Below are 21,847 nucleotides of genomic sequence, written 5' to 3'. Positions count from 1 at the left end.
CATTGGTAGGAAATTGTTCAACTTTACTAGATGCCTGATCACTTGCACACCCAATAAGTTGTGTTGCAATAAAAATTACAAATATAACTCTCATGAGTTCTCCTTTTGATTAGAGCTGCTAACGCCCAATTAAGGTGTGAGGTACGCAATACGGTGCTTCCGCATACCACCTTAACCACTAAAACCAACGCATAGTAAAAATGCCACGCGTGCCGAATCACTCTTAAATTGTTTGTTAGTACGCTGTTCTAAAACTTTTTGGTTTGCACCAAGATATTGAAATATAGCACGAAACTGTTGGTTTAAAACGCTGAAGCCAAACGGACAACCGCCAAACTAGAACTCAATCTCAAGACGCAAGTGGGCTAGAAGAAAAACACGCCAAAACTACCCTATTTCGACCATTTTCAAATTAGCATAGGATTCGGTCACCGAACTTTGACAACCACGCCAGCATGCCGAATTTAAAACTAAAAACTAACAACACAAAAGAAGCCACACCAGAGAAATAGCCCGAAAGTTAGAACCCGTAAACGGTGAAATCAACGCGAGCGCTCCTCATATAGTGCCACCGGAAAGAACGTGAAAAGCACGCCCGTTCAGGTGTAAAACTTGGAAAAGAAACCAATAAACACTGAATTTTTTACCTTTGATGCCAATCCCGTACTAACGCCCAATTAAGGTGTGAGGCACGCAATACCGATGCTTCCGCATACCACCTTAACCACTAAAACCAACGCATAGTAAAAATGCCACGCGTGCCGAATCACTCTTGAATTGTTTGTTAGTACGCTGCTATTAAACCTTGTGGTTTGCACCAAGATATTGAAATATAGCACGAAAAATTGTGGCCTAAAACGCTGAAGCTAAAGGGACAACTGCGAAACTAGGACCCAACCTCAAAACGCAAGTTGGCGAGAAGAAAAACACACCAAACTACCCTATTTTGACCAGTTTCAAATTAGCAAAGGATTCTGTCACCAAACATTCACAACCACACCAAAGAACCGAATTTAAGGCAAAAACCAACCGCAAAAGAGAAGCCGCGCCCACGAAATAGCCCAAAAGTTAGAAGCCGTAAACGGTGAAGCCAAAGCGGAAACTCCGCATATAGTGCCACCGGAAAGAACGTGAAAGGCACTCCCGATCAGGTGTGAAGTTTAGAAACGAAACCGATAAACGCCTAAATTTTGACCTTTGATGCCAACCCCGTACTAACGCCCTGTTAAGGTGTGAGCAACGCAATACCGATGCTGACGCATACCACTTTAAACGCTAAAACCAACGCATAGTAAAAATGCCACGCGTTGCGAATCACTCTTAAACAGTTTGTTATGCTCATTCTTCAAGAGTGCACCGAAACTTGTGATCCCTATCTTTAGCGGTAATCGTTTCACCATAGGTATAGCATTCAAGTGTCAGCTCGTTGTTTTCAATTATTACGATAAACCCAACATCAACATTGCCTAATTTTCCTATAAATACAGGTTCTGAAACAACATGTCTGTTTATGGGTATTGAACGGGACTTTAGCGTCAAAAAGTACCCAGCACCGGTAAAATAAATCTGCTGATTAAGATCTACACTATTAACAATAGTTTCCCAGTCAATCGAAAGAGAATCGAGCGCACTTTTAATAATGACCTTTTCAAACAATTTCATCGCTTTCTCTTTGAGCATAACGCCGCATTAAGGTGTGAGCGACGCTTGGCTATACTTTAGCGAAGCGAAACTGCCAAGCGTTGCGAATCACTCTTAAATGCCTTGTTAGTTTTTACTACTCAACACCTACAAAAACTTCTCTATGAGGACTTCGTCTACGTATTCCCCACGAACTTTTGCATGCTTCTTCGCAGTACCTACAATTTCAAAGCCTTGTTTAAGATAAGCTGCCAAAGCTCGCTCATTATCACTACGGACGTAAGCAAATAGCTTTTCATAGCCCTTTTGCTTAGCAACTTCGAATGTCGAGTTGAAAAGCTCTTTTGAAACACCTTGACCACGAGCATTTTCACAGACAAACGTACCAATTATGCCTACGTGGTCAAAAGCTTTTGTGTATTGTGCGAACGGCTCAATATTTTGGAAACCAATAACCGTTGAGTCACTTCCGGACAACACAACTGTAAACACACCGTGCTCAGGAAATTGAGCAATAAACTCTTTTTCTTCTTCAGGGGTAAAGGTTGTGTCCAATACCGTGTATAAGCCTTCAATAATGATGGGATTGAGGACACTTGTAATGCCTTCAGCATCATCGAGAGTCACCTGACGTACAACTAAACTCATGCAACTTAACTCCTATTGTAATTGGAATTGCTTTGTACATGAGTTCAAGATTTCCGGCAACAACTAACGCCCTGCTAAGGGGTGAGCAACGCAATACCGATGCCGCCGCACACCACCTTAATCACTAAATTCAACGCATAGTAAAAATGCCACGCGTTGCGAATCCCTCTTGAGCAGTTTGTTAGTCGCGAGGCACCGAGCGACAATTTTAAGCCGAACTAAACTTTGCGAACAACAAACTTTATGTGCTTTGATGCACTTAAGTCAGGCGTAGTCGCAAAGCAGCTATTCAATGAAACCACTTGGAACAAACAACGCCGTAGAAAACGGACTGACAACACCAAAAAGCGTTTTTGGAAAGCCAATTTCACAGTGCGGACTTTCAACAAAGTCACTGAAACCACGTGGAACTTACAACACCAGAGAAAACGTCCTTTCAGCAAGTAAATAAGCTTTTAAACCAACAAACTCACCGGGCAGATTTGCAACCCAAAACAGATTTTCGATTGCCCCGCCCTATCACCACCAAAGAACGAAACAACCGCTTGGAAAATAGCAATGCATTGACTTAGAACCGATGAAACTGAGCTTTGACCGTCGAAGATGGAACTATGAATCAAACAGCCAGTAGCCAAGTTTTGAGCTTAAAAACATGATTTTGACTGCTAGCTTTTTCTGGCGACTAACGCCGCATTAAGGTGTGAACGACGCTTGGCTATACTTGAGCGAAGCGAAACCGCCAAGCGTTGCGAATCACTCTTAAATGCTTTGTTAAGTGTAATTTTCACTCCGCAAGTAACTTATGTAGTTCTTGCTCCTTAGCTTTCAAGCTAGGCTGAATTTCTTGTAACTTAGAAAGGATAAAGCTTTGCAAATGATGTGATATCTGGCTTCCTTTGGTCGCAAAAGCTTGCCCAGCAGGTGATTCAAAAAATTCTACTAACCCTTTTAGCTCTTCATCTGAATACATTTCTTGATAAGCGCTAGCAATATGATCTTTAATTTTTGGGTCAGAATAAATGCTCATTTGAAGATTAATGATGTCATTAAATATTATTTGAGCATCATCTTTTTTGCTATCAGGGATGTTCTTGTTAGCTTCGACCTGCTTCTCTAGCATATTTCGCATTGAATCAGACATCTGCTTCACCGATGCATCGACTTCCATCAAATCATACAGTCTCAACGACAGCTCTTTTGGGCTTGATTCCGCAAATACAGATGTTGAAATTACCAATAATAGAAATAAGATTTTTTTCATAACTCCCTCATTACACTTAACGCCGCGTTAAGTAGTGAGCAACGCTACCACTAAACCTAACCATACCACCGTAAACACATAACCCAACGATGGAATGAAAAATGCCATGCGTTGGGAATCTGCCTTAAACGCTTTGTTATAAGCCATTAACCAGCGCCTCCCATTTGTTGACTCTTTGTCTAATTTTGCTCATAGAGTCCTCAGCAAGTTGAGTTATTTTTTCCTGATTATCTTTCGCCTTATCCCAATAATCCTTAAATTGACCACTTTCATGTGGATCTTGATATTGATAATCAAGAGACTCGGAACGGCTTTCTTTTTCAATTGCTCGTATAGAGTGATAGATATCGTCAGGATAAAATGGTCTTTTCTTTTCTCGAACAACATAAAGTGCACGAAGTGCCTGATAATAACGAGTTAACCTTTCATCCTTGATTTCCTCTTCAGATTTTTTAGGATCTACAAAATCAAATACTGGTCTTAAACTTAAGCTTGCATCGCGTACATCTACTAGTAGTGCCGAAAGCTCGGAAAGAACCTCATATTCTTTCTCATACCTAAAGCCGTGAGTATTTATTTGAGAAGACAATTCAGCTCTTGTTGTTTCAAGCTGTTTAGCATGAATTAGCTTTACATCCTCAATTTTTCTCGTAATTTCAGTAATATCTTCTTTTGTAGCTAAGTTCTTACCTTTTTCAGACGAGTATGAAAAGAGCATTTTTCTAAACAAAAAAATGCAGCCAACACTAACAAGAATTAGTATTTGAAGGGTAATTATTAATGCTGATTCCAATTTATCGACTCCTTTGGCTTATAACGCCGCGTTAAGGGGCGCAGGCACGCAATACAAAAGTGACCGCATAACACCTTAACCACTAAACACAACGCAAATTGAAAATGCCACGCGTGCCAAGTCCCTCTTGAACGCTTTGTTAGGCAAATTTCCAGTTGAGAGCTTTAGCCTCATGCTCTTTAATGAAGCTGTCTTTATGGCGGCAATATACATCTATGTCATTGTTGCAGATTGCTGCTCCAGTTTTCTTTAACACACCATACTCATCGGCCACTTCAGGAAAAGCGATAAGATACTCTTTAAAAGCAATGTGTCTTTGCGCTTCATGTGAACCTGTTAGAAAGGCGTGGACTTGATGAGTTCGTTGAACCCCACCTTTTTGAAAGTAGCGCCTACCCGGGATACCAAACTCACCTTTAGCAAGATAACCTAGCGATTCCATCAAGCAACTTTGCTCATCCAGCTCACTGAGACATTTAACTTCAAGTAGAATATCTATAATTGGTTTCGCACATAGACCTTCAACTGAAGTGCTACCGATATGGTGAACTCCCACCACATTTTCTTGACTTAACGCATTACAGATTAGCGCTTTCTCTCGGTTAAAATCATCAGCCCACGACGACTGAAAATCTACGACTTCAATTATTCTTAAACTCACGCCTATCTCCATTTGCCTAACGCCCTGTTAAGGTGTGAGCAACGCAATGCCGAAGCTTCCGCATACCACCTTAAACACTAAACGCAACGCATAGTGAAAATGCCACGCGTTGCGAATCCCTCTTGAACAGTTTGTTAGGTGGGATTTTCGCACGCCATAAGCAATGCTTTCAGCTCTAAATTCAATGAAGCCTCACCAATTTTTCTTGCTGAATTTCCCAATTGATTGCGGTAATTACAATCGGCTCCCGCCTCTAATAATAACCTAACACCTTCAATATTCTCATTGATTGCAGCAATCATTAATGGTGAGTTGTAAACATACTCCTGAGTAAGAAGTAAATTGGGATCACCTCCATTATCAAGAAGTAGCTTTAATATTTTGTTATTGGAGAAGTTAGCAGATGCAAAAACTGGGCTATTCCCGTCATAATTCTGTATGTTGGGGAGCGCACCACTTGATAGTAAAGTTTTTACCAGTTCATGGTCACCAAGAAATGACGCCATGAGTAATAGTGACGCTCCACATGAATTGACTGTATTAACGTCCATTCCCTTCTTCAACAAACGTTGAGCATACGAGCTGCTTTTTCCCTCAATCATCTGATAAATTGCGATATTTATAGGACTACTAGGGTCGTTTCTGCTTTTGCAAGAACTTGAATCACTTGTCAAAAACACTATGGATAAAGCTGCTAGTAAAAATCGCTTCAAAATAACCCCTCCTAACGCCCTGTTAAGGTGTGAGCAACGCAATACCGATGCTTCCGCAAACCACCTTAACCACTAAACACAACGCATAGTAAAAATGCCACGCGTTGCGAATCACTCTTAAACAGTTTGTTAAATTCGTTCTAACGTATACATGCCCAACTTTCTAATTTCATGGAGTAGAGGCTTTACAGACTCTCGACACTCAAAGTAAAGAGAACATGTATCGTCATAACCTTGTACGAAAACAGCCCGATATTCTGGAATTACGAGCTGCAAAGCATCAGCATCCGTAACTGAAAACCTAGATAAACGGCGGACAAACAAAGAACTGTTTCTTGGCTCCTTAAATATCAACCGACTAACAGATCTATATTTGTACTGGTAACACGAAACGTCCTCCGCTAGAAGACGATGAAACAAATGCCAACGCAGGTCGATATCGGCTTGTTGGTCTAACGAACGATTAGTAAAATATTGCTCAAACTCTTCTCGTGTTAACCAATGATCGAACACAGTGATTGCAACACATTGCCAATCTTCAATGCTCTCGTTCGTTTTATTGTCTAGAGCGGAATAAAGTGATTTGAGGCTCCCCTGCACCCCTTTTGATACATTTCGAAATGCTCTCATAAACCCTCAAGAATTTAACGCCGCGTTAAGGGGTGAACAACGCCACCACCGAACTTAACCTATTGTGCCGTAAACACTAAAACTGATTCAAACTGAAAGTGCCAAACGTTGTGAATCCCTCTTAAACGCCTTGTTATGCAGCTGCTAGTTCCACACGCATTAACTTTATCAGCTCTTCGTAACTGCTATAAAATTTATCATACGCTTCTTTTTCAGGTTGTTTGTACTTTAGCGTCGGATCAGGAGATTGGATTGTGATATAAGCTTGATCACCTATTTTTTGTGGCGCAGGAAATGCTTTGAAATACAGAGGCATCCAATCTTGAAATAGATCAGCGACATAGAAATATTGCTTGGCGACATCTCTTGAAGCGATAAGGTTAATTTCGGCAGTTAATTTACTAAATGCCTCTGACAAGTTATTGCTTTCGTAGTTTTTAGTACACTTGATTGCACTTTCATACAACTCATGAGTTCGTACATACAGTGCCTTTTTCTCGTTAAACTTAGCATCTGCCGTTGCTTGTTCACGCGCTATTTCACTTGTTCGATGTGTTAATTTCCACATTGTAATTGCTGAGATAATGGTGAACACCCCAGCGACTACAGCTGCTATCACTGCGACATACTCTTTCATAATACTCCTTTGCTGCATAACGCCGCATTAAGGGGTGAACAACGCCACCACCAAACCTAAACCATTGTGCCGTAAACACTTAAGCCAATTCAAACCAAAACTGCCAAGCGTTGTGAATCCCTCTTGAATGCTTTGTTAGTTGGTGGAGTTTAACGCGTTCTGAAGACCTTTCCAGTCTTTGCACCCAAGATAAACATTTTTACCACTAGTCAGTGTTAACTTAAGAGCTTTACTCACAGAAGCATTGTACAGCCAGCCATCTTTTAACATACGGATCCCTATACCTTGATACCACTTAGTCTCATAAAGTGAAGTCTGTACAATGTCAGACAGTTCCACTTCTTTGCGAAGAAAGCCGAAACCAAAATACCAGTAAATTTTATTTCCACTGACTCCGACTGTCATAGAGTAAAACAATACAGCTATAACCAAATTGATTAATAATGCAATCACTGCGCTGCTTATGTGGCTAGACGTAAATATTATGATCGCGCTTAGGATAAAAAGGAGGGTTAGTAATACTTTATTAACCTCTGTTTGTTTATACATAGCTTGCAATCCTTTGAACCAACTAACGCCCTGTTAAGGGGTGAGCAACGCAGTACTGAAGCCACCGCATACCGCCTTAAACACTAAAACCAACGCATAGTGAAAATGCCACGCGTTGCGAATCCCTCTTGAACAGTTTGTTAGAGCGCAACTCAAAGGTTGAATAGAACTTTCAAAAGAGAATTTACCAAGGAAGAGATCCCTAGAAAGAGAACTACTGACAAACCTATCGCTATTATCAGTTTAAACTCGACAAACTGACCTACAACTGCATCACCATATCTACCTCCCAGAAACTTTCTCGATTCGTCTCCTACCGTAGATTTGACTTCATCTGTGACCGTATTGCGATCTTTACCGATAAATTCTTTGAACAACATAAAGCCAAAGGGAGCGATAATAATGCCGGCGATAAGATATGAAATGTATTCAATTATGTCCGTCATATTCATTATTTTTCTCCTGCGCTCTAACGCCCTGTTAAGGGGTGAGCGACGCAATACCGAAGCCGCTGCATACCACCTTAAACACTAAAAACAACGCATAGTGAAAATGCCACGCGTTGCGAATCCCTCTTGAACAGTTTGTTAAATTGCAGCTTACGCGCTTGCAATTTGCTTCACCAGATTTGACGCTACCGTAATATAAGCCTTTGCATCACTCTCATTTAAGTTTGTGACATCCGAATGCACTAATTGATTACGGAGATGTCGAAGCTCATTAAATGACTTAAGCTGTTGATCATTAAACACACCGCACTGATGGAGATAACTCCCTAATTTCAAATTACCCTTAAAGGGTGTCGTATTCGAAGTACTCCAAAACGAGGCAGCTTTAGAAGCAGAAGCACTCTCTAATTCCATCCACGCTTCAAGGACGGCAGCTCGGGTGGAAAAAGACAGGATGTTCATTGCTGGAGTATCGACTTCCTCTTTTTCTTGAATATTTGCTTCAGATTTCAATGCTTGCACCTGCTCTGAAAACTCCATTTCTAACTCTTTATATTTCAGCTTTCGCATAAAAGGAGCTAAGGCAATTAGAGGTTTTCGCAGCAAAAATAGACCGCCTCCAATCGTGAGCGGCCAAGCAAGGGCTTTAGTCATTTCAACAATAAATGTGTACTTATCCATTTCTATTCCACGAATCCCAAATGCAATTTAACGCCCTGTTAAGGTGTGAGCAACGCAATACCGATGCCGCCGCATACTACCTTAAACACTAAAACCAACGCATGGTAAAAATGCCACGCGTTGCGAATCACTCTTAAACAGATTGTTATGCATTTACACTACCGAAGACCGCTTTACTTCCCAGTACTTAAGCTCTGCGTCATCAAATTTTTGTTCGAGCGCATCTAGGTCATGCTTGATTTTGAAATTTCGTTCGTCGTCAGTGATAGGAAGTAACCAAGCTACGTGAGCGTGGGAACTATTTAGAGGCATTATTTCCAAGTCCTCTCCAAATGGATACGGCAACGAAATTAGCCAGTTTTCACAGTTAGAACCCTCAAGCCAAGGCTCACCAATAGGCAAGGTATGGCCAAAACCCAAATTATGATTCGAATGGTAATAAGTTACCATTGCCAGCATTTCAACTAGACGATTTGACTCGATCGGTGATACGACAACAAACTCGTGAAGAGCTGAATCACTGTGTGTAATCTCTGATGCACCTACTGAGCAATACACCCACATATTAATTTGAGGGCCAGGTGCAAACCTGACAACCTGAAAATCGGGTACAATTTTCTTAATTGGCCCAAGCTCCCAAGACAATATCTCGAAATCATGACCTTCAAAGAACTCTGCGTAATGTTCAATAATCTTTTCTTTAGTAGACTTCATAATATCCTTGATGCATAACGCCGCGTTAAGGGGCAGCAACGCGCTGCCGCCAAACTTCAATTTACCACCGAAAACACAGATACCAAGATTTGAGCCGAAGTCGCCACGCGTTGACTGTCCCTCTTGAACGCTTTGTTATGTGCCCAAACTCATTGTGTACTCTGTGTGGCCAGTATGCTCGTCCAATTGTTCACCGACTACTGTAAACCCTTGAGACACATAGAACTGATAACTAGCCTGATTTTCTTTGTATACGGAAAGACTTAAGACCGCTCTTTGAGCTTTAGCGTGATTTAACAATTGCTTACCGATACCTTTACCCTGAAACGCAGGAAGCACGAATATAGCAGCCAAGTTATTTTCATACAGCGCGTAAAAACCAACTATTCTTGACTCGATTTCGTAAACAAAAACCTCTGAAGCTGGAATATAAATATTACGCATGTTCTCAGCTTGAGATTCCCAGAAGTCAGCAGAGACGAAATCGTGAGCTTTAACGGAAACTTCAAGCCAGATTTCAAGAACTGAATCTAAGTCGATTGAATTGTATTTCCTTATCATTTTTGAGCTCTGGATTGTCAAATTTACCGGGGCAACATAACGCCGCGTTAAGTAGTGAGCAACGCTACCACCCAACTTAAACCATTACACCGTAAACACAAAACCCAACATTGAACTGAGAGTGCCAAGCGTTGGGAATCTGTCTTAAACGCTTTGTTATGCTACCTTTTTGCCATTGGATGGTCTGGGTTTAATTGAAGAAGATCCCATAAGTTTCCATACAAGTCTTCAAACACTGCTACCGTTCCATAGTCTTGTTCAGCTGGCTCTCGGACAAAGTTAATACCAATAGATTTCATGCGCTCAAAGTCACGCCAGAAATCGTCAGTATTTAAGAACAGAAATACTCGACCACCTGCTTGATTGCCAATGAAATCTTGCTGCTCTTGCTTCGAGGCTTTGGCAAGTAACAACGTAACACCATGAGAATTTGGTGGAGCTACAACCACCCAACGTTTATCTTGTTCAGGTTGATAAGTATCTTCAATAAGCTCAAATTTGAGTTTGTTTACGTAAAAATCAATTGCTTCATCATAATCTTTTACAACCAAGGCAATATGGACAATGTTCTGTTTCATAGCATTCCTTATTTAAGATTTCGCCCGGTAGCATAACGCCGCGTTAAGTGGTGAGCAACGCAGACCACTGCACCTAAAGTATTGTGCCGTAAACACTAAAACCGATTCAAACCTAAAATGCCAAGCGTTGGGAATCCGTCTTAAACGCTTTGTTAGGCATCTTGTTTATCATGCTCTTGTTTTATTATTTTTTGTGCCAACCACTCTAACGCTGAGTTCCCGAAAATAACAGCAACTAGGAATAACCACCAAGATTCAGGTACATCTTTACCTTTAATCGCGTTTTGAACCAGCTCAAGTGTTGACTCATCGAGTAAGCCAGAAATTGCTAAACTAGCAGATGACAATGCCGCCCCCCAAACAATAAACCCTATCATTAATGATAAAGAGACCTTGAATACTCTACTCGAAATTTCCTCGATAAATAAATGTGGTTTTTGCCAAGCCGCAATAACCAACATTCCGGCAATACTCGTCATGACATAATTTTCATCAAACACTTCCAACATTTCCTCCTTGATGCCTAACGCCCTGTTAAGGTGTGAGCAACGCTATGCTAATGCTCCCGCATAACACCTTAACCACTAAACCTAACGCATAGTAAAAATGCCACGCGTTGCGAATCACTCTTAAACAGTTTGTTATACGCTTTTTGACCCAACATATATACCACTTGCATGGGATGCGCTTTCATACCGTTTAATATTTGTGATTATGTATTTAATACTCTCTTCATCATCACCCAAGCCTTTAGATATACGTACCATGAAATACACGATACGAGACCATGCTTTGAAGTGGTCATCCGTTAATTCAGACGCTACCGGAAGCAAGTTACCAAAGGTATTTAGGTCAATGTCACATTGAGAACGAATGGCATCAATTTCTTGAGTAGCTAAGCCATTTGCTTTGATAAAATCAAACAAGTTGTCGAGGTACTCAATGTTCTGCTTATGTTCTTCACCATAAAAGTTACCTACACGATACTTACGGGGTAATGTTTTAAATCCGTGTCGTAAGAAAAAAATCAGATACTCTCGTAAGCGCTTCTCTTTGACGATTAAAAGCTGTATTCGATTTTGTTCCTGCCAGCGATCTACGATGAACAATATAATGCATAGCTCGATTAGCATCCCGGTCAATTCAGGCAACAGATTTCCCGAAAAGTACTCCGCAGGTTCATTTATGTAGAACCCAACTCGGATACACACTAACAGTAGGATGACAATCACGATGGTAAATGTCCCCTGCTTAGTATTACCTGGTATCCAATTCATTCTTTGTTATTTTCCTCTGACTACGTATAACGCCCTGTTAAGGTGTGAGCAACGCAATACCAATGCCGCCGCATACCACCTTAATCACTAAAACCAACGCATGATGAAAATGCCACGCGTTGCGAATCACTCTTAAACAGTTTGTTAAGTTACGGACTACACGTTGTCTATCAACCAGTTAAACTCTTTCGTTAAGAATTTTGATTCCGTAATGTCCAAATAACGAACAAACCTTTGGTTATTCCTAGCCATATCTGCCCTAGTAAATGGAGTTTTATCTTTGAGCTGTATGTAAAAAGGTGTCAATCGAAACTGGACCAAAAAACCAGATGACATAAAAAAGAACAAATGCTCATTGCTCTCTTGAACTGGAACATGAGTCAAGTTCATCAATATATTCCTAATGGTTAATTCATCTAACCGATGTGATTTATCAGTCACTCGAAACATAGTAATTTTTATAAACTCATCTATGTCGATCTCACTAGAAACCCTAAGGGTGTTTTTCTTGATACACTGTTTCAAGACATCATTTAGGTTAGATAGATTTACCTGCTGAAAATCTGAAAGACTTGAAATCGAAGCCCTCCAAATAATATAGATACCATTTTTGATATTTGAATTTTTTGAACTCTATGCAGTTACTATGCTTGGTAACGTTACTACTTTTTTTAAGCAATTCAAGTCCATATTTCTCGTAGCGCCGATTAAGAAGTTGTTCACAGCTTTGGCATAACAAATACTCTTTAGGATCCGCATTTTCGTAACGCAAAGAGCTGCATCTCGACAGAGTATATAACTGAGAATCGCCTTTCTTAACACTTTTAATAATTGAGCTCGGAATGATATGTGAGTTTTGCAAAATATCTTCTTTATCACAAAGCTTACAATTTCCAATATTGTCCATATATTCTCCGAGTAACTTAACGCCCTGTTAAGGTGTGAGCAACGCAATACCGAAGCTTCCGCATACCACCTTAAACACTAAACGCAACGCATAGTAAAAATGCCACGCGTTGCGAATCACTCTTAAACAGTTTGTTAGGGCAATTTGAACCCCTTGCGCTTTTGAGATATTTTTTTCGAAAGCTCTAAGATGCCTATTTTGTCTCGCAAAGCATCAATTACAATACGAGCTGTAATTGCTCCTAAATAAACTCCAGAAACGATACCTGTGATTAAAGGTGATAAGTTGAATATTTCTTCGGAACCCAATGCTTTAACATATGCCAAGTAGAGCATGATGATAGCTGGAACAATACCGAGTTTATCAACAATTCCAACAAGGAAACCCACCCTCGATTCTAAATACCTGATGCGATCCTCAAAGAGGACCTTAACGCAGTCTATGCTGTCATCACCGAAGGTTGAAATTTCTTCCGCGACTATATAGTCCGACCGATATCTTTCATTTATATCTTTTAAAGTTTCTTTTGTTGCACCCACAAAGAAGCGAACTGTAGAAATGAATGAGGACAATGAATACAGTACAAGAAATGCAAAAAAAGCAAATAACGATATGTAAGAAGTAGTAGCGTCACCTAATAGAGCTGCAATCAAAGCAATAGCTAAAGATACAACGCCCGCCAGAAATGAGAGTGCTTCCATTTTATTGGCAATAAAAAAGTTCTTAACATCGTTTAGTGCACTCTCTTTCGATATTAAGCATTCAATGATCGCACCAATATCATCACTGTTCAAAATATACTCCTATTGCCCTAACGCCGCGTTAAGGTGTGAGCAACACTGCCCCAAACACTAAAGCATTGTGCCTTAAACACTAAACCCACCTTGAACTAAAAATGCCAAGCGTTGCGAATCACTCTTAAACGCTTTGTTATGTTGCTTTACGACCCCGCCCAGAAAAACTCTACCCTAATACCACTTGGGTCATAACACATTAAATGTTTAGCGGGCCCTGATTTAACAAGTTCTGGACCAAACTCAATTTCGACACCCGACTTAACAAATTGATCACGCAACTCATCTAGTTGCCCTTCACTCTCTACGAGTAAAGCCAAGTGATGTAAACCAACATTCGTTTTTCTGTCAAATGGAACGGCTGCTTCAGCCTTAGACGCCCATAGTGTAAGCATGATATGCCCATCACTCACAAATATTGCTGGATAATCGGGGTTTCTTTTTACTTCACTCCAACCTAATTGCTCAATGAAAAACTTCGCGCTTGCTTCTAGGTCAGATACCGTTAAGCCTACGTGGTGTATACCTTTTGTTAACGTAATCATTTTGTTTCCTTACTCGTTTAAATTGTTGGCAAACAAAGATAACGCGACAGAAAATAAGCATCAATACACATATTTTGAACAACTTCGTCAGTCTATTAGAATACGGCAGTTCAACTAGCAACATAACGCCTTGTTAAGGTGTGAGGCACGCAATACCGAAGCCTCCGCATACCAACTTAACCACTAAAACCAACGCATAGTAAAAATGCCACGCGTGCCGAATCACTCTTGAACAATTTGTTAGCCCTTTTTCAAAAGGTTAAGACTTGTATACGACAACCAAACCACCAAGATTGCCAGTAAGTTTAGAGAAACTGTTACTTCATTGACATTCACACTTATCGGTACTTCAACTCCAGAAGAAAAGGCTAAGGAAAAGTTAGGTGTTTCTATGCCTATCATCTGAATTAAATAAAGAACGATCATTAACTTAAATACCCAAAGCTTCTTTTTTAACAACCCGTAAAAACTAGACAAGTTCAAGCTTAGCATCACTAAAACAATTGCAAATGTGAGAAAAAGACTCGAAGAGCTCAATTGATTTACTTGGGCAAGCAAGGTAAATAGTAGAAACAGAGTAACTGCAACAGATATACCCTGCAAAAACAGCAAGAACTTTGTTCTTTTTAAATGATTTTCAAACAATTTTATATTTTCTCCTTGAGGGCTAACGCCCTGTTAAGGTGTGAGCAACGCTATACCGGAGCTCCCGCATACCACCTTAAACACTAAACGCAACGCATAGTAAAAATGCCACGCGTTGCGAATCACTCTTAAACAGTTTGTTATGTTCGTAGCTTTTGTAGTCCTCGAATCGCCCTGTTAGTCGACTCTACCAAGTCAGCCCGTTTCAATTTTTCTCGAATTGCCAATGCTTTTATGAACTGTTGCTCTGCCAGTTTATAGTTGCCAACCTCAACGTTCAATTTACCCAAATGCTGCAAGCTAAAACTCAAAGAAAGCTCACAAGCAAAGTCCTGGCTTTTTAAGAATGCTTTTTCAGCGCCAATCATGTCACCTGAATATTGCAGAGCCATACCTGAAACATGGGTTGACCAGAACTTGTTCTTAACGCTAGACGTTGAAGTATGCACTTTGGAAGCCATCCGATAAGCTAACCTACAAAGCCCAATGATTCGTAAACAGTCGGCTATCAAGAGAAGCTGCCATTCTAGCTTCTCTTTTTTGTTTGAAAGCTTGAATACGAGGGCTTTATACAGATTTACAACAAGTTTCTGAAAAACGCCAGAAGTTACCCTGTCCCTTTGATATTCCACCATGTCCTCCAAGAACATAACGCCCTGTTAAGGGGTGAGCAACGCAATACTAAAGCCGCCGCATACCGCCTTAATCACTTAAACCAACGCACAGTAAAAATGCCACGCGTTGTGAATCCCTCTTAAACAGTTTGTTAGCTGCGTACCAACATTTTTGCCACATCAATTGCGACAACTTCAGTACCACAGAGGCTTGTATCCCAATTGAGACCCACAAGATGTCCATCGCTATGAATACCTTTTAGCCAATTATCAACGAATGAATCTAGGTTAATTGGAGTTGGGATATACAACTCCCAATCACCAATTGCGACCCGACTTGCGTATGCTCTATCTGACCAAAAAACATAAACTGATGCGTCTGGATACTGATTTGAATTACAAACTGCCCACCCACCATCAGGATGCTGAAGTCCCCAAACAGTTCGATTTTCGATTACTCTGTCGATAAATCTTATGTAATTGGAACTTGATGTAGCTTTATCTTGGATCATCATTTTTCCTCTAAGCAGCTAACGCTGCGTTAAGGTGTGAGTAACGCAATACAAAAGCTTCTGCATTGCACCTTAACCACTAAACTCAACGCACAGTAAAAATGCCACGCGTTACGAATCACTCTTAAACGCTTTGTTAGCTTGTTTTCTCCAACCTAATTTTGTACCTGCTATTAGCTCTCGTTGAGCAATTTCTGTATTACATATTTTAATTGCGTCACCTGTGATTGATTCGATTTCTCCTGCCAACTCCAAAAGTGGTTCAGCTTCTCGTACTTCAACACTATTGTTCTTCGCGACAGAAGCGCAAAAATCTTCCCAATTCTCAGCCAATACACTTAATCCCCTACCAACGGTAAGCACATCCAAAGCAAGCAAGCCATTAGGGATTTCGAATGTCGGTAAATCCATAAGAACTGAATGAGTATCAATCATCAAAGCAGGTGTAACTTGTGAAAAGTCGTCATCTTCTTTGGTTGAGAATGCCGTGGTTATGTCTTTACTTAGTTGATGAGACCTTACCATTAAAGCCTTCACGACCATCAGTTTATTTATTTCTGAAGTCGCAACACGCTCAGACTCTAACCTACGTTCATTTCGATATTGGTTATTAGAAATCAATGCTGCTGCAAAAATTGCCGCAATACTGCCAATAGCCTGTATCCACGCAGGCGCATTTTCCGAAAACCAATTGTTTGTGATGCTTGGTACAAAATACAGAGTTAAAACAATCGCAACTATCAACGCACACAAAAACAAAACAGATAATATATTTTCTTTCAAAGATCTCATGATGTCTCACTGCAAGCTAACGCCGCATTAAGGTGTGAGCAACGCTAACACCAAGCCTAAACCATGGTGCCCTAAACACAAAACCCAACGATGACACCAAAAATGCCAAGCGTTGGGAATCACTCTTAAATGCTTTGTTATATTAATTTATATTCTCGAAGTACTTTTTTAGAGCTAAGGCTCGGTCTTTTGTAATTTCAGTTATATCTGAAAGGGCGGTTAATCCCCACATGCTCCCTCGCTTGGAACCATAAATTGATTTGATATTGGCAACTTCAAGGTCACGATATTTAATCCATGAGCGTTGAGATTCTCGCAAACTGGACTTTTGATTACTATCCAAAACGTTCATCAACGTTTTGTAGTAATAGTTCAATTCTGCATCCCATTGTTCATGAGCTTTGCTACCGCAATTTCCTATACCGGCGGTGCTTGAGTTGTCGGATATACATGCTTCTAGCTCAACATCAATAGGGTGTTCAATTTGAGCAAATGAGCTAAAAGATGTCAGTAATAATAAAGGCAAGAATACTTGTTTCATACAATCTCAATATGTAATGACAATAGCAACGTTACACATATGATGGAGCACGGACAACAATTAGGCTCAATAATACGATCAATACCTAGTTGATATTTTGTGACTTGGCGAATTAATATAACGCCGCGTTAAGTGGTGAACAACGCCTACCACCAAACCCAAACCTTTGTACCTTAAACACTTAAGCTGACTTGAACTGAAATCGCCAAGCGCTGTGAATCCGTCTTAAACGCCTTGTTAGGCGAAGTTTCCCACCAGTGTTCAAGGATGTTTGAAAGCAGATTACCCGAAACCAAATAAGCGACCAAACACCTGCTGACTTTTTGTGATTCAAGAACCATAAAAGCCACTATGTTTCAGCCTAAGTTTCAACAACCACGAAATGCAGACCTTCAACAACAAAGTAAGTTTTGAACCCGAAAAGCCCAAAGGTGCAAACTCACAGCAAATTCGAAAGCCTCAATTGACTTGCCCTTGCCACACTTTAAGTCAGTGAAATTCACAACCAACCGACTGTGAAAACCAATGAGGCAACCCGCAAACTTTGATATATTTTGCGGGTTGAGTGATTCAAGAACTAGGGAAGATAAAGCTAAATTGCCGAAAAACCAGAACAAATGGTTAAAGAAAAATTAGAGATTTGAACCAAGAAATTTCTTACTGCGCCTAACGCCCAATTAAGGGGTGAGTAACGCAACACCGATGTTACCGCAAACCGCCTTAATCACTAAAATTAACGCATAGTAAAAATGCCACGCGTTACGAATCCCTCTTGAATTGTTTGTTAGCACGCTGCCATTTAAGCCTATGGTACACGCCAAGATATTGAAATATAGCACGAAATTCATAACTAAAAACACTGAAACCAAACGGACAGCTGCCAAACTAAAAACAAACTTCAAGACGTAAGTTGGCTAGAAGAAAAACATGCGAAACTGCACTTTTTCACCGCCTTCAATTTAGCAAAGAATACGGGCTTCGAACTTGAACGACAACGACAAAGAAACGCTTGTTTTACCGAAAATTTCTCAGCACCAAAGAAACCACGCCAGAGAAATAGCCCGAAAGTTAGAAACCGTAAACGATAAACTCAAAGCGAAAACTTCACATCTAGTGCCACCGGAGCGAACCTGAAAGGCACATTTGATCAGGTGTAAAGCGAGGAAAAGAAACCAATAAAAACAGAAACTTTTAGCCTTTGATGCCAACCCAGTGCTAACGCCCTGTTAAGGGGTGAGCAACGCAATACCGAAGCCGCCGCATACCACCTTAATCACTTAAACCAACGCATAGTAAAAATGCCACGCGTTGCGAATCCCTCTTGAACAGTTTGTTATGTGCGTGGTTGAAACTTACTCTACACTTGGCTCCGGTAAAACTGGTGGTGTACTGTCCATATAAGTTAAAAAGTTTTCCCATAACTCGTGCGTTCTTTGCTTAGTTAACTTAGTTTTGCACGATATAGCCATAATTCCACGAATAGTTCCATCACGCCATTGCGTATAAACCGAATCACAGTGAGAGGACATATATACTTGCCAATCCTGTTGAGCAAGCTTAATTGCTGCGATCAGTTCTAGGTCATGAGAGTTGTGCTCAAAGCTAGTGTTTAGATATTTGTCTAATTTAACTTGTGCTGACTCTAGTTCAATAGCGGCACATTGGTTTATCTCGATTGTGGTCATCACGTTATTACAGTCAATAGACTCTTCTTCAGCAAGAGCACCAAATGAAAGGCTAGCTAATATGATGATTAGACACTTATTCATCGTTTTCTCCGAAAGCACATAACGCCCTGTTAAGGGGTGAGCAACGCAATACAAAAGCCGCCGCATACCACGTTAATCACTAGAACCAACGCATAGTAAAAATGCTACGCGTTGCGAATCCCTCTTGAACAGATTGTTATATGCGTACTGGCGAGCTGTTAAGCACATTTTCAAAGTCGACCTTGCTCATCACTTTTACACCTCTTTGCGTTTCCCATCCTTTAATAAAGGGCACATCTACAAAGTGAGAACTCTGAACATTGTTCAAAACAAAATCTTGCCTCCTTTCAAGGCTTCCGTTTCGTCGGGGAACTAAACGTTCAGAAATAGAGACAATTACCCCAGTGAACGCCAGTCCATTATCTCGGTCAATGATATAAGCTCTATGATTTGGCTTAATTGAAGAAAGCTGAGCTCTATTGAGAGCATAACCAGTAGCATGCTCTAGCTGGCTAGCTGTAACAACGTCCCTTTTACCCTCGCTTTTCACTTTTTCTGCCGAGTGTCTTAGTACAATTATATTCATAAATATCCCTATTAAATTACGTTCCATTCTCGAGCATATAACGCCCTGTTAAGGTGTGAGCGACGCAATACCGAAGTTGCCGCATACCACCTTAACCACTTAAAACAACGCATAATGAAAATGCCACGCGTTGCGAATCACTCTTAAACAGTTTGTTAGGTTTTTACTCAAAGAGTGCTCTATAAACTGGCGAAGATTTACTCTCATTCAAATCAATGACTTTTACATGCTTCGAAGCATGCATGGCAAGTTTACGATCCATTGTAACCAAGTACGCATCTTCAATCTTTGCGATGCATGCAAAAACCAAATCTGCTCCATACAACTTATCAAAGCCATCCAACGTAAATAATTGATTAGCTTTTCGAATTAGTTCTTGGTCAACATCGTACATAAGAGCTCGGTCATCTAAAAGATAGAGCTCTCTAAGAACCGGTTTTCCTTTGCGAGCGAGCTTTGAGACCGTTGCATTTACTTCGAAAACAGCGAGAGTTGGAAATATATTTTGATAGTCAATATCAATCCAACCGTCAGAAAGATCTTTAAATAGGCTTCTACCCGGTGAATATCCATCATCATTCGATTCTTTAATATTTACTATTGCTGATGTATCCCATACAAACTTATGCATTTTACCTCCGAAAAACCTAACGCCCTGTTAAGGTGTGAGCAACGCAATACCCAAGCTCCCGCATACCACCTTAACCACTAAAACCAACGCATTGTAAAAATGCCATGCGTTGTGAATCACTCTTAAACAGTTTGTTATGTACCGCCTCAAAACAAGGCACTTTCAATTTGGAACCATTGCTCCATAAAAGGGATAAAGTCCCTTTGAGGTATGAACTTCTGTGCTGCTGTATTATTTTTTAAAAATACTTCCTCCAAAGCCCACACATGGTGGTCGGCGTAAACAGCCCACGCCTTTGCTCCATCGTTAAGCTCTAATCGGGATAGAGGCTTGACAGACAGATAGCCTTTTAACAAAGCTAATGACCTATGAAGCTCCAAATCGAACATAAACATGCATGCTCTCGCCAACTCATAACCAGGAGGCATGTTTTGCACTAAATCCCAGTCGATCACGTCGCTTACTGTGCAATTAGAATCAAAAAAGACATTGAAATGATGAAAGTCGCCGTGGATTAATTGCCTGCTTGTTAACGGGGTATATGAGTGCGCAGCTTCTGAGCTAGCTAGATAATCACGCTGTTGCTTTACTCTTCGTAGCACCGAGCTATTCGTATCAAACTCACTATTGGCTTCAATAGTGGCGACTATGTTTTGTAGTCTATCGACCCAAGCACTTTTACCCCAAGATAGCTCAATTGTTGGAAAGTCGTTTCCAACCACAGAAGCGAGTTGAACATGCAGGTCAGCAAGGGCTTTTCCCAGCTGAAAAGCATGAGACTCAGACAGAGCACTTTTTTCGATTAACGTTCCTTTTGCTTCAGGAAATAGAGCATAAAACTCATCACCTATTTTACAAAAGGAGTGGTGATCGCGCGTCAAAACAGGGGCAATTATAGTATTCAAATTTTTCGATAGCTTTCTCAGTAGCTCATGTTCTAACTTGATCTTAGCAACATTGCGAACACTATATTTTCTATGATAATAAGTCTCTGAGGATTGGATACGAAAAACATGATTCGTCGCACCAGCTGATTGACGTTTTATACTAGCGCCAGAACCAATCTGACTCCAGTTTTCACCAACCTAACGAACAAAACCACTCATAATTCCAGTTACCTCTTAGGTACATAACGCCGCATTAAGGTGTGAGCGGCGCTTGGCTATACTTGAGCGAAGCGAAACTGCCAAGCGTTGCGAATCACTCTTAAATGCTTTGTTAGCAATATGGCTCAACCCTATGCACTGAACTCTTCTAATGCTGAAACTGCCGCTTCAGCCTTGCCACTTTGAACAAAGATATGGTCGTGATAATAAGCTGCAATAACATTAGCGCTAATGCCCTTTGAAGCCAACTTGATAGCAACTGCTGCTGTAAGGCCAACGGCTTCCAAACTAGAGTGAACCGTTAAAGTGATTTGACTATATACACCATCAAACGACAAACCCGCGGTTTCTGCTACTGACTTTTCTAGGACTAAAGTTAAGCCCTCAGATTCAATAAATGTGGCAACTGGGTTTAGGTCAACATGGTCTGCTAGCACACCAGAAACTGTACAAAACACGAACTCTGTTTCCATTAGTTTTGGACTCATAGAACGCAATAATTCGTCTAGGTCTGTGATTCCTGACATATTGATTTCCTCTTATATTGCTAACGCCTTGTTAAGGGGTGAGCAACGCAATACCGAAGCCGCCGCATACCACCTTAGTCACTAAAACTAACGCATAGTAAAAGTGCCACGCGTTGCGAATCCCTCTTGAACAATTTGTTAGGTG

At 40.6% G+C, this 21,847-nt stretch carries 27 protein-coding genes; all 27 read right to left on the bottom strand.

Annotated elements, in window-relative coordinates; translation table 11 throughout:
* Positions 1-1,338 precede the first annotated feature (1,338 nt).
* Positions 1,339-1,662 (bottom strand): hypothetical protein, encoded by a 324-nt coding sequence (locus tag CBX98_RS24560; protein ID WP_085344790.1) that lies wholly within the window; start codon positions 1,660-1,662, stop codon positions 1,339-1,341.
* Positions 1,663-1,788: 126 nt separating this feature from the next.
* Positions 1,789-2,289, bottom strand: coding sequence for a GNAT family N-acetyltransferase (locus tag CBX98_RS24555; RefSeq protein WP_109170469.1), 501 nt, complete (start codon positions 2,287-2,289; stop codon positions 1,789-1,791).
* 784 nt (positions 2,290-3,073) lie between these two features.
* The gene (locus CBX98_RS24540; protein WP_054579701.1) at positions 3,074-3,550 is read right to left on the bottom strand and encodes a DUF2059 domain-containing protein; all 477 of its coding nucleotides are present in this window, start codon (positions 3,548-3,550) and stop codon (positions 3,074-3,076) included.
* Positions 3,551-3,686: 136 nt separating this feature from the next.
* On the bottom strand, positions 3,687-4,343 hold the full coding sequence (locus CBX98_RS24530; RefSeq protein ID WP_197710241.1) for a hypothetical protein: 657 nt from the start codon (positions 4,341-4,343) through the stop codon (positions 3,687-3,689).
* A 139-nt stretch (positions 4,344-4,482) separates the two neighbouring features.
* Positions 4,483-5,004 carry a GrpB family protein gene (locus CBX98_RS24520; RefSeq protein ID WP_109170467.1) on the bottom strand — a complete coding sequence of 174 codons (522 nt, stop codon included), beginning with the start codon at positions 5,002-5,004 and terminating at the stop codon, positions 4,483-4,485.
* A 134-nt stretch (positions 5,005-5,138) separates the two neighbouring features.
* Positions 5,139-5,717, bottom strand: a complete 579-nt coding sequence (locus tag CBX98_RS24510; protein ID WP_109170465.1) for an ankyrin repeat domain-containing protein — start codon at positions 5,715-5,717, stop codon at positions 5,139-5,141.
* Positions 5,718-6,480: 763 nt separating this feature from the next.
* The gene (locus CBX98_RS24495; RefSeq protein ID WP_086582412.1) at positions 6,481-6,984 is read right to left on the bottom strand and encodes a hypothetical protein; all 504 of its coding nucleotides are present in this window, start codon (positions 6,982-6,984) and stop codon (positions 6,481-6,483) included.
* Positions 6,985-7,119: 135 nt separating this feature from the next.
* The gene (locus tag CBX98_RS24490; RefSeq protein ID WP_109170464.1) at positions 7,120-7,533 is read right to left on the bottom strand and encodes a hypothetical protein; all 414 of its coding nucleotides are present in this window, start codon (positions 7,531-7,533) and stop codon (positions 7,120-7,122) included.
* Positions 7,534-7,685: 152 nt separating this feature from the next.
* Positions 7,686-7,985, bottom strand: coding sequence for a hypothetical protein (locus tag CBX98_RS24480; RefSeq protein WP_109170462.1), 300 nt, complete (start codon positions 7,983-7,985; stop codon positions 7,686-7,688).
* A 147-nt stretch (positions 7,986-8,132) separates the two neighbouring features.
* A complete protein-coding gene (locus CBX98_RS24470) occupies positions 8,133-8,663 on the bottom strand; it encodes a hypothetical protein (protein ID WP_109170461.1) in 531 nt (176 codons plus the stop codon).
* Between the two features lie 153 nt (positions 8,664-8,816).
* The gene (locus tag CBX98_RS24460) at positions 8,817-9,377 is read right to left on the bottom strand and encodes a suppressor of fused domain protein (protein ID WP_109170460.1); all 561 of its coding nucleotides are present in this window, start codon (positions 9,375-9,377) and stop codon (positions 8,817-8,819) included.
* Positions 9,378-9,512: 135 nt separating this feature from the next.
* Positions 9,513-9,938: an N-acetyltransferase gene (locus CBX98_RS24455; RefSeq protein ID WP_109170459.1), complete on the bottom strand. Its 426-nt coding sequence runs from the start codon at positions 9,936-9,938 to the stop codon at positions 9,513-9,515.
* A gap of 161 nt (positions 9,939-10,099) precedes the next feature.
* Positions 10,100-10,516, bottom strand: coding sequence for a VOC family protein (locus CBX98_RS24450; RefSeq protein ID WP_109170458.1), 417 nt, complete (start codon positions 10,514-10,516; stop codon positions 10,100-10,102).
* A 152-nt stretch (positions 10,517-10,668) separates the two neighbouring features.
* Positions 10,669-11,025 (bottom strand): hypothetical protein, encoded by a 357-nt coding sequence (locus CBX98_RS24445; RefSeq protein ID WP_109170457.1) that lies wholly within the window; start codon positions 11,023-11,025, stop codon positions 10,669-10,671.
* 132 nt (positions 11,026-11,157) lie between these two features.
* On the bottom strand, positions 11,158-11,793 hold the full coding sequence (locus tag CBX98_RS24435; protein ID WP_172606025.1) for a hypothetical protein: 636 nt from the start codon (positions 11,791-11,793) through the stop codon (positions 11,158-11,160).
* A 1,041-nt stretch (positions 11,794-12,834) separates the two neighbouring features.
* A complete protein-coding gene (locus CBX98_RS24410; protein WP_109170450.1) occupies positions 12,835-13,494 on the bottom strand; it encodes a hypothetical protein in 660 nt (219 codons plus the stop codon).
* A gap of 146 nt (positions 13,495-13,640) precedes the next feature.
* Positions 13,641-14,039, bottom strand: coding sequence for a VOC family protein (locus CBX98_RS24405; RefSeq protein ID WP_021453672.1), 399 nt, complete (start codon positions 14,037-14,039; stop codon positions 13,641-13,643).
* A 240-nt stretch (positions 14,040-14,279) separates the two neighbouring features.
* Complete coding sequence (locus tag CBX98_RS24395) at positions 14,280-14,684, bottom strand: hypothetical protein (protein ID WP_109170449.1); 405 nt, start codon at positions 14,682-14,684, stop codon at positions 14,280-14,282.
* 140 nt (positions 14,685-14,824) lie between these two features.
* Positions 14,825-15,334 (bottom strand): hypothetical protein, encoded by a 510-nt coding sequence (locus tag CBX98_RS24385; protein ID WP_053809149.1) that lies wholly within the window; start codon positions 15,332-15,334, stop codon positions 14,825-14,827.
* Between the two features lie 116 nt (positions 15,335-15,450).
* A complete protein-coding gene (locus CBX98_RS24375; protein ID WP_242446609.1) occupies positions 15,451-15,813 on the bottom strand; it encodes a DUF2750 domain-containing protein in 363 nt (120 codons plus the stop codon).
* A gap of 108 nt (positions 15,814-15,921) precedes the next feature.
* Positions 15,922-16,602 (bottom strand): hypothetical protein, encoded by a 681-nt coding sequence (locus CBX98_RS24365; protein ID WP_109170445.1) that lies wholly within the window; start codon positions 16,600-16,602, stop codon positions 15,922-15,924.
* 142 nt (positions 16,603-16,744) lie between these two features.
* Complete coding sequence (locus CBX98_RS24355; RefSeq protein WP_021822220.1) at positions 16,745-17,143, bottom strand: lysozyme inhibitor LprI family protein; 399 nt, start codon at positions 17,141-17,143, stop codon at positions 16,745-16,747.
* A gap of 1,352 nt (positions 17,144-18,495) precedes the next feature.
* Entirely contained in the window at positions 18,496-18,912 is a 417-nt protein-coding gene (locus tag CBX98_RS24335; protein ID WP_109170440.1) for a lysozyme inhibitor LprI family protein, read from the bottom strand.
* 136 nt (positions 18,913-19,048) lie between these two features.
* Positions 19,049-19,438, bottom strand: coding sequence for a hypothetical protein (locus tag CBX98_RS24325; RefSeq protein ID WP_109170439.1), 390 nt, complete (start codon positions 19,436-19,438; stop codon positions 19,049-19,051).
* A gap of 163 nt (positions 19,439-19,601) precedes the next feature.
* Positions 19,602-20,069: a hypothetical protein gene (locus tag CBX98_RS24315; protein ID WP_109170438.1), complete on the bottom strand. Its 468-nt coding sequence runs from the start codon at positions 20,067-20,069 to the stop codon at positions 19,602-19,604.
* A gap of 146 nt (positions 20,070-20,215) precedes the next feature.
* Positions 20,216-21,073, bottom strand: coding sequence for a phosphotransferase (locus CBX98_RS24305; RefSeq protein WP_242446610.1), 858 nt, complete (start codon positions 21,071-21,073; stop codon positions 20,216-20,218).
* Positions 21,074-21,306: 233 nt separating this feature from the next.
* Positions 21,307-21,702 carry an ACT domain-containing protein gene (locus tag CBX98_RS24300; RefSeq protein ID WP_109170436.1) on the bottom strand — a complete coding sequence of 132 codons (396 nt, stop codon included), beginning with the start codon at positions 21,700-21,702 and terminating at the stop codon, positions 21,307-21,309.
* Positions 21,703-21,847 lie beyond the last annotated feature (145 nt).

It is taken from the genome of Vibrio sp. T9 (genome assembly GCF_003123985.1).
Taxonomy (GTDB): Bacteria; Pseudomonadota; Gammaproteobacteria; order Enterobacterales; family Vibrionaceae; genus Vibrio; species Vibrio diabolicus.
Note: the sequence above shows the minus strand (reverse complement) of the source record. Positions and strands in the feature narration are given on the sequence as shown.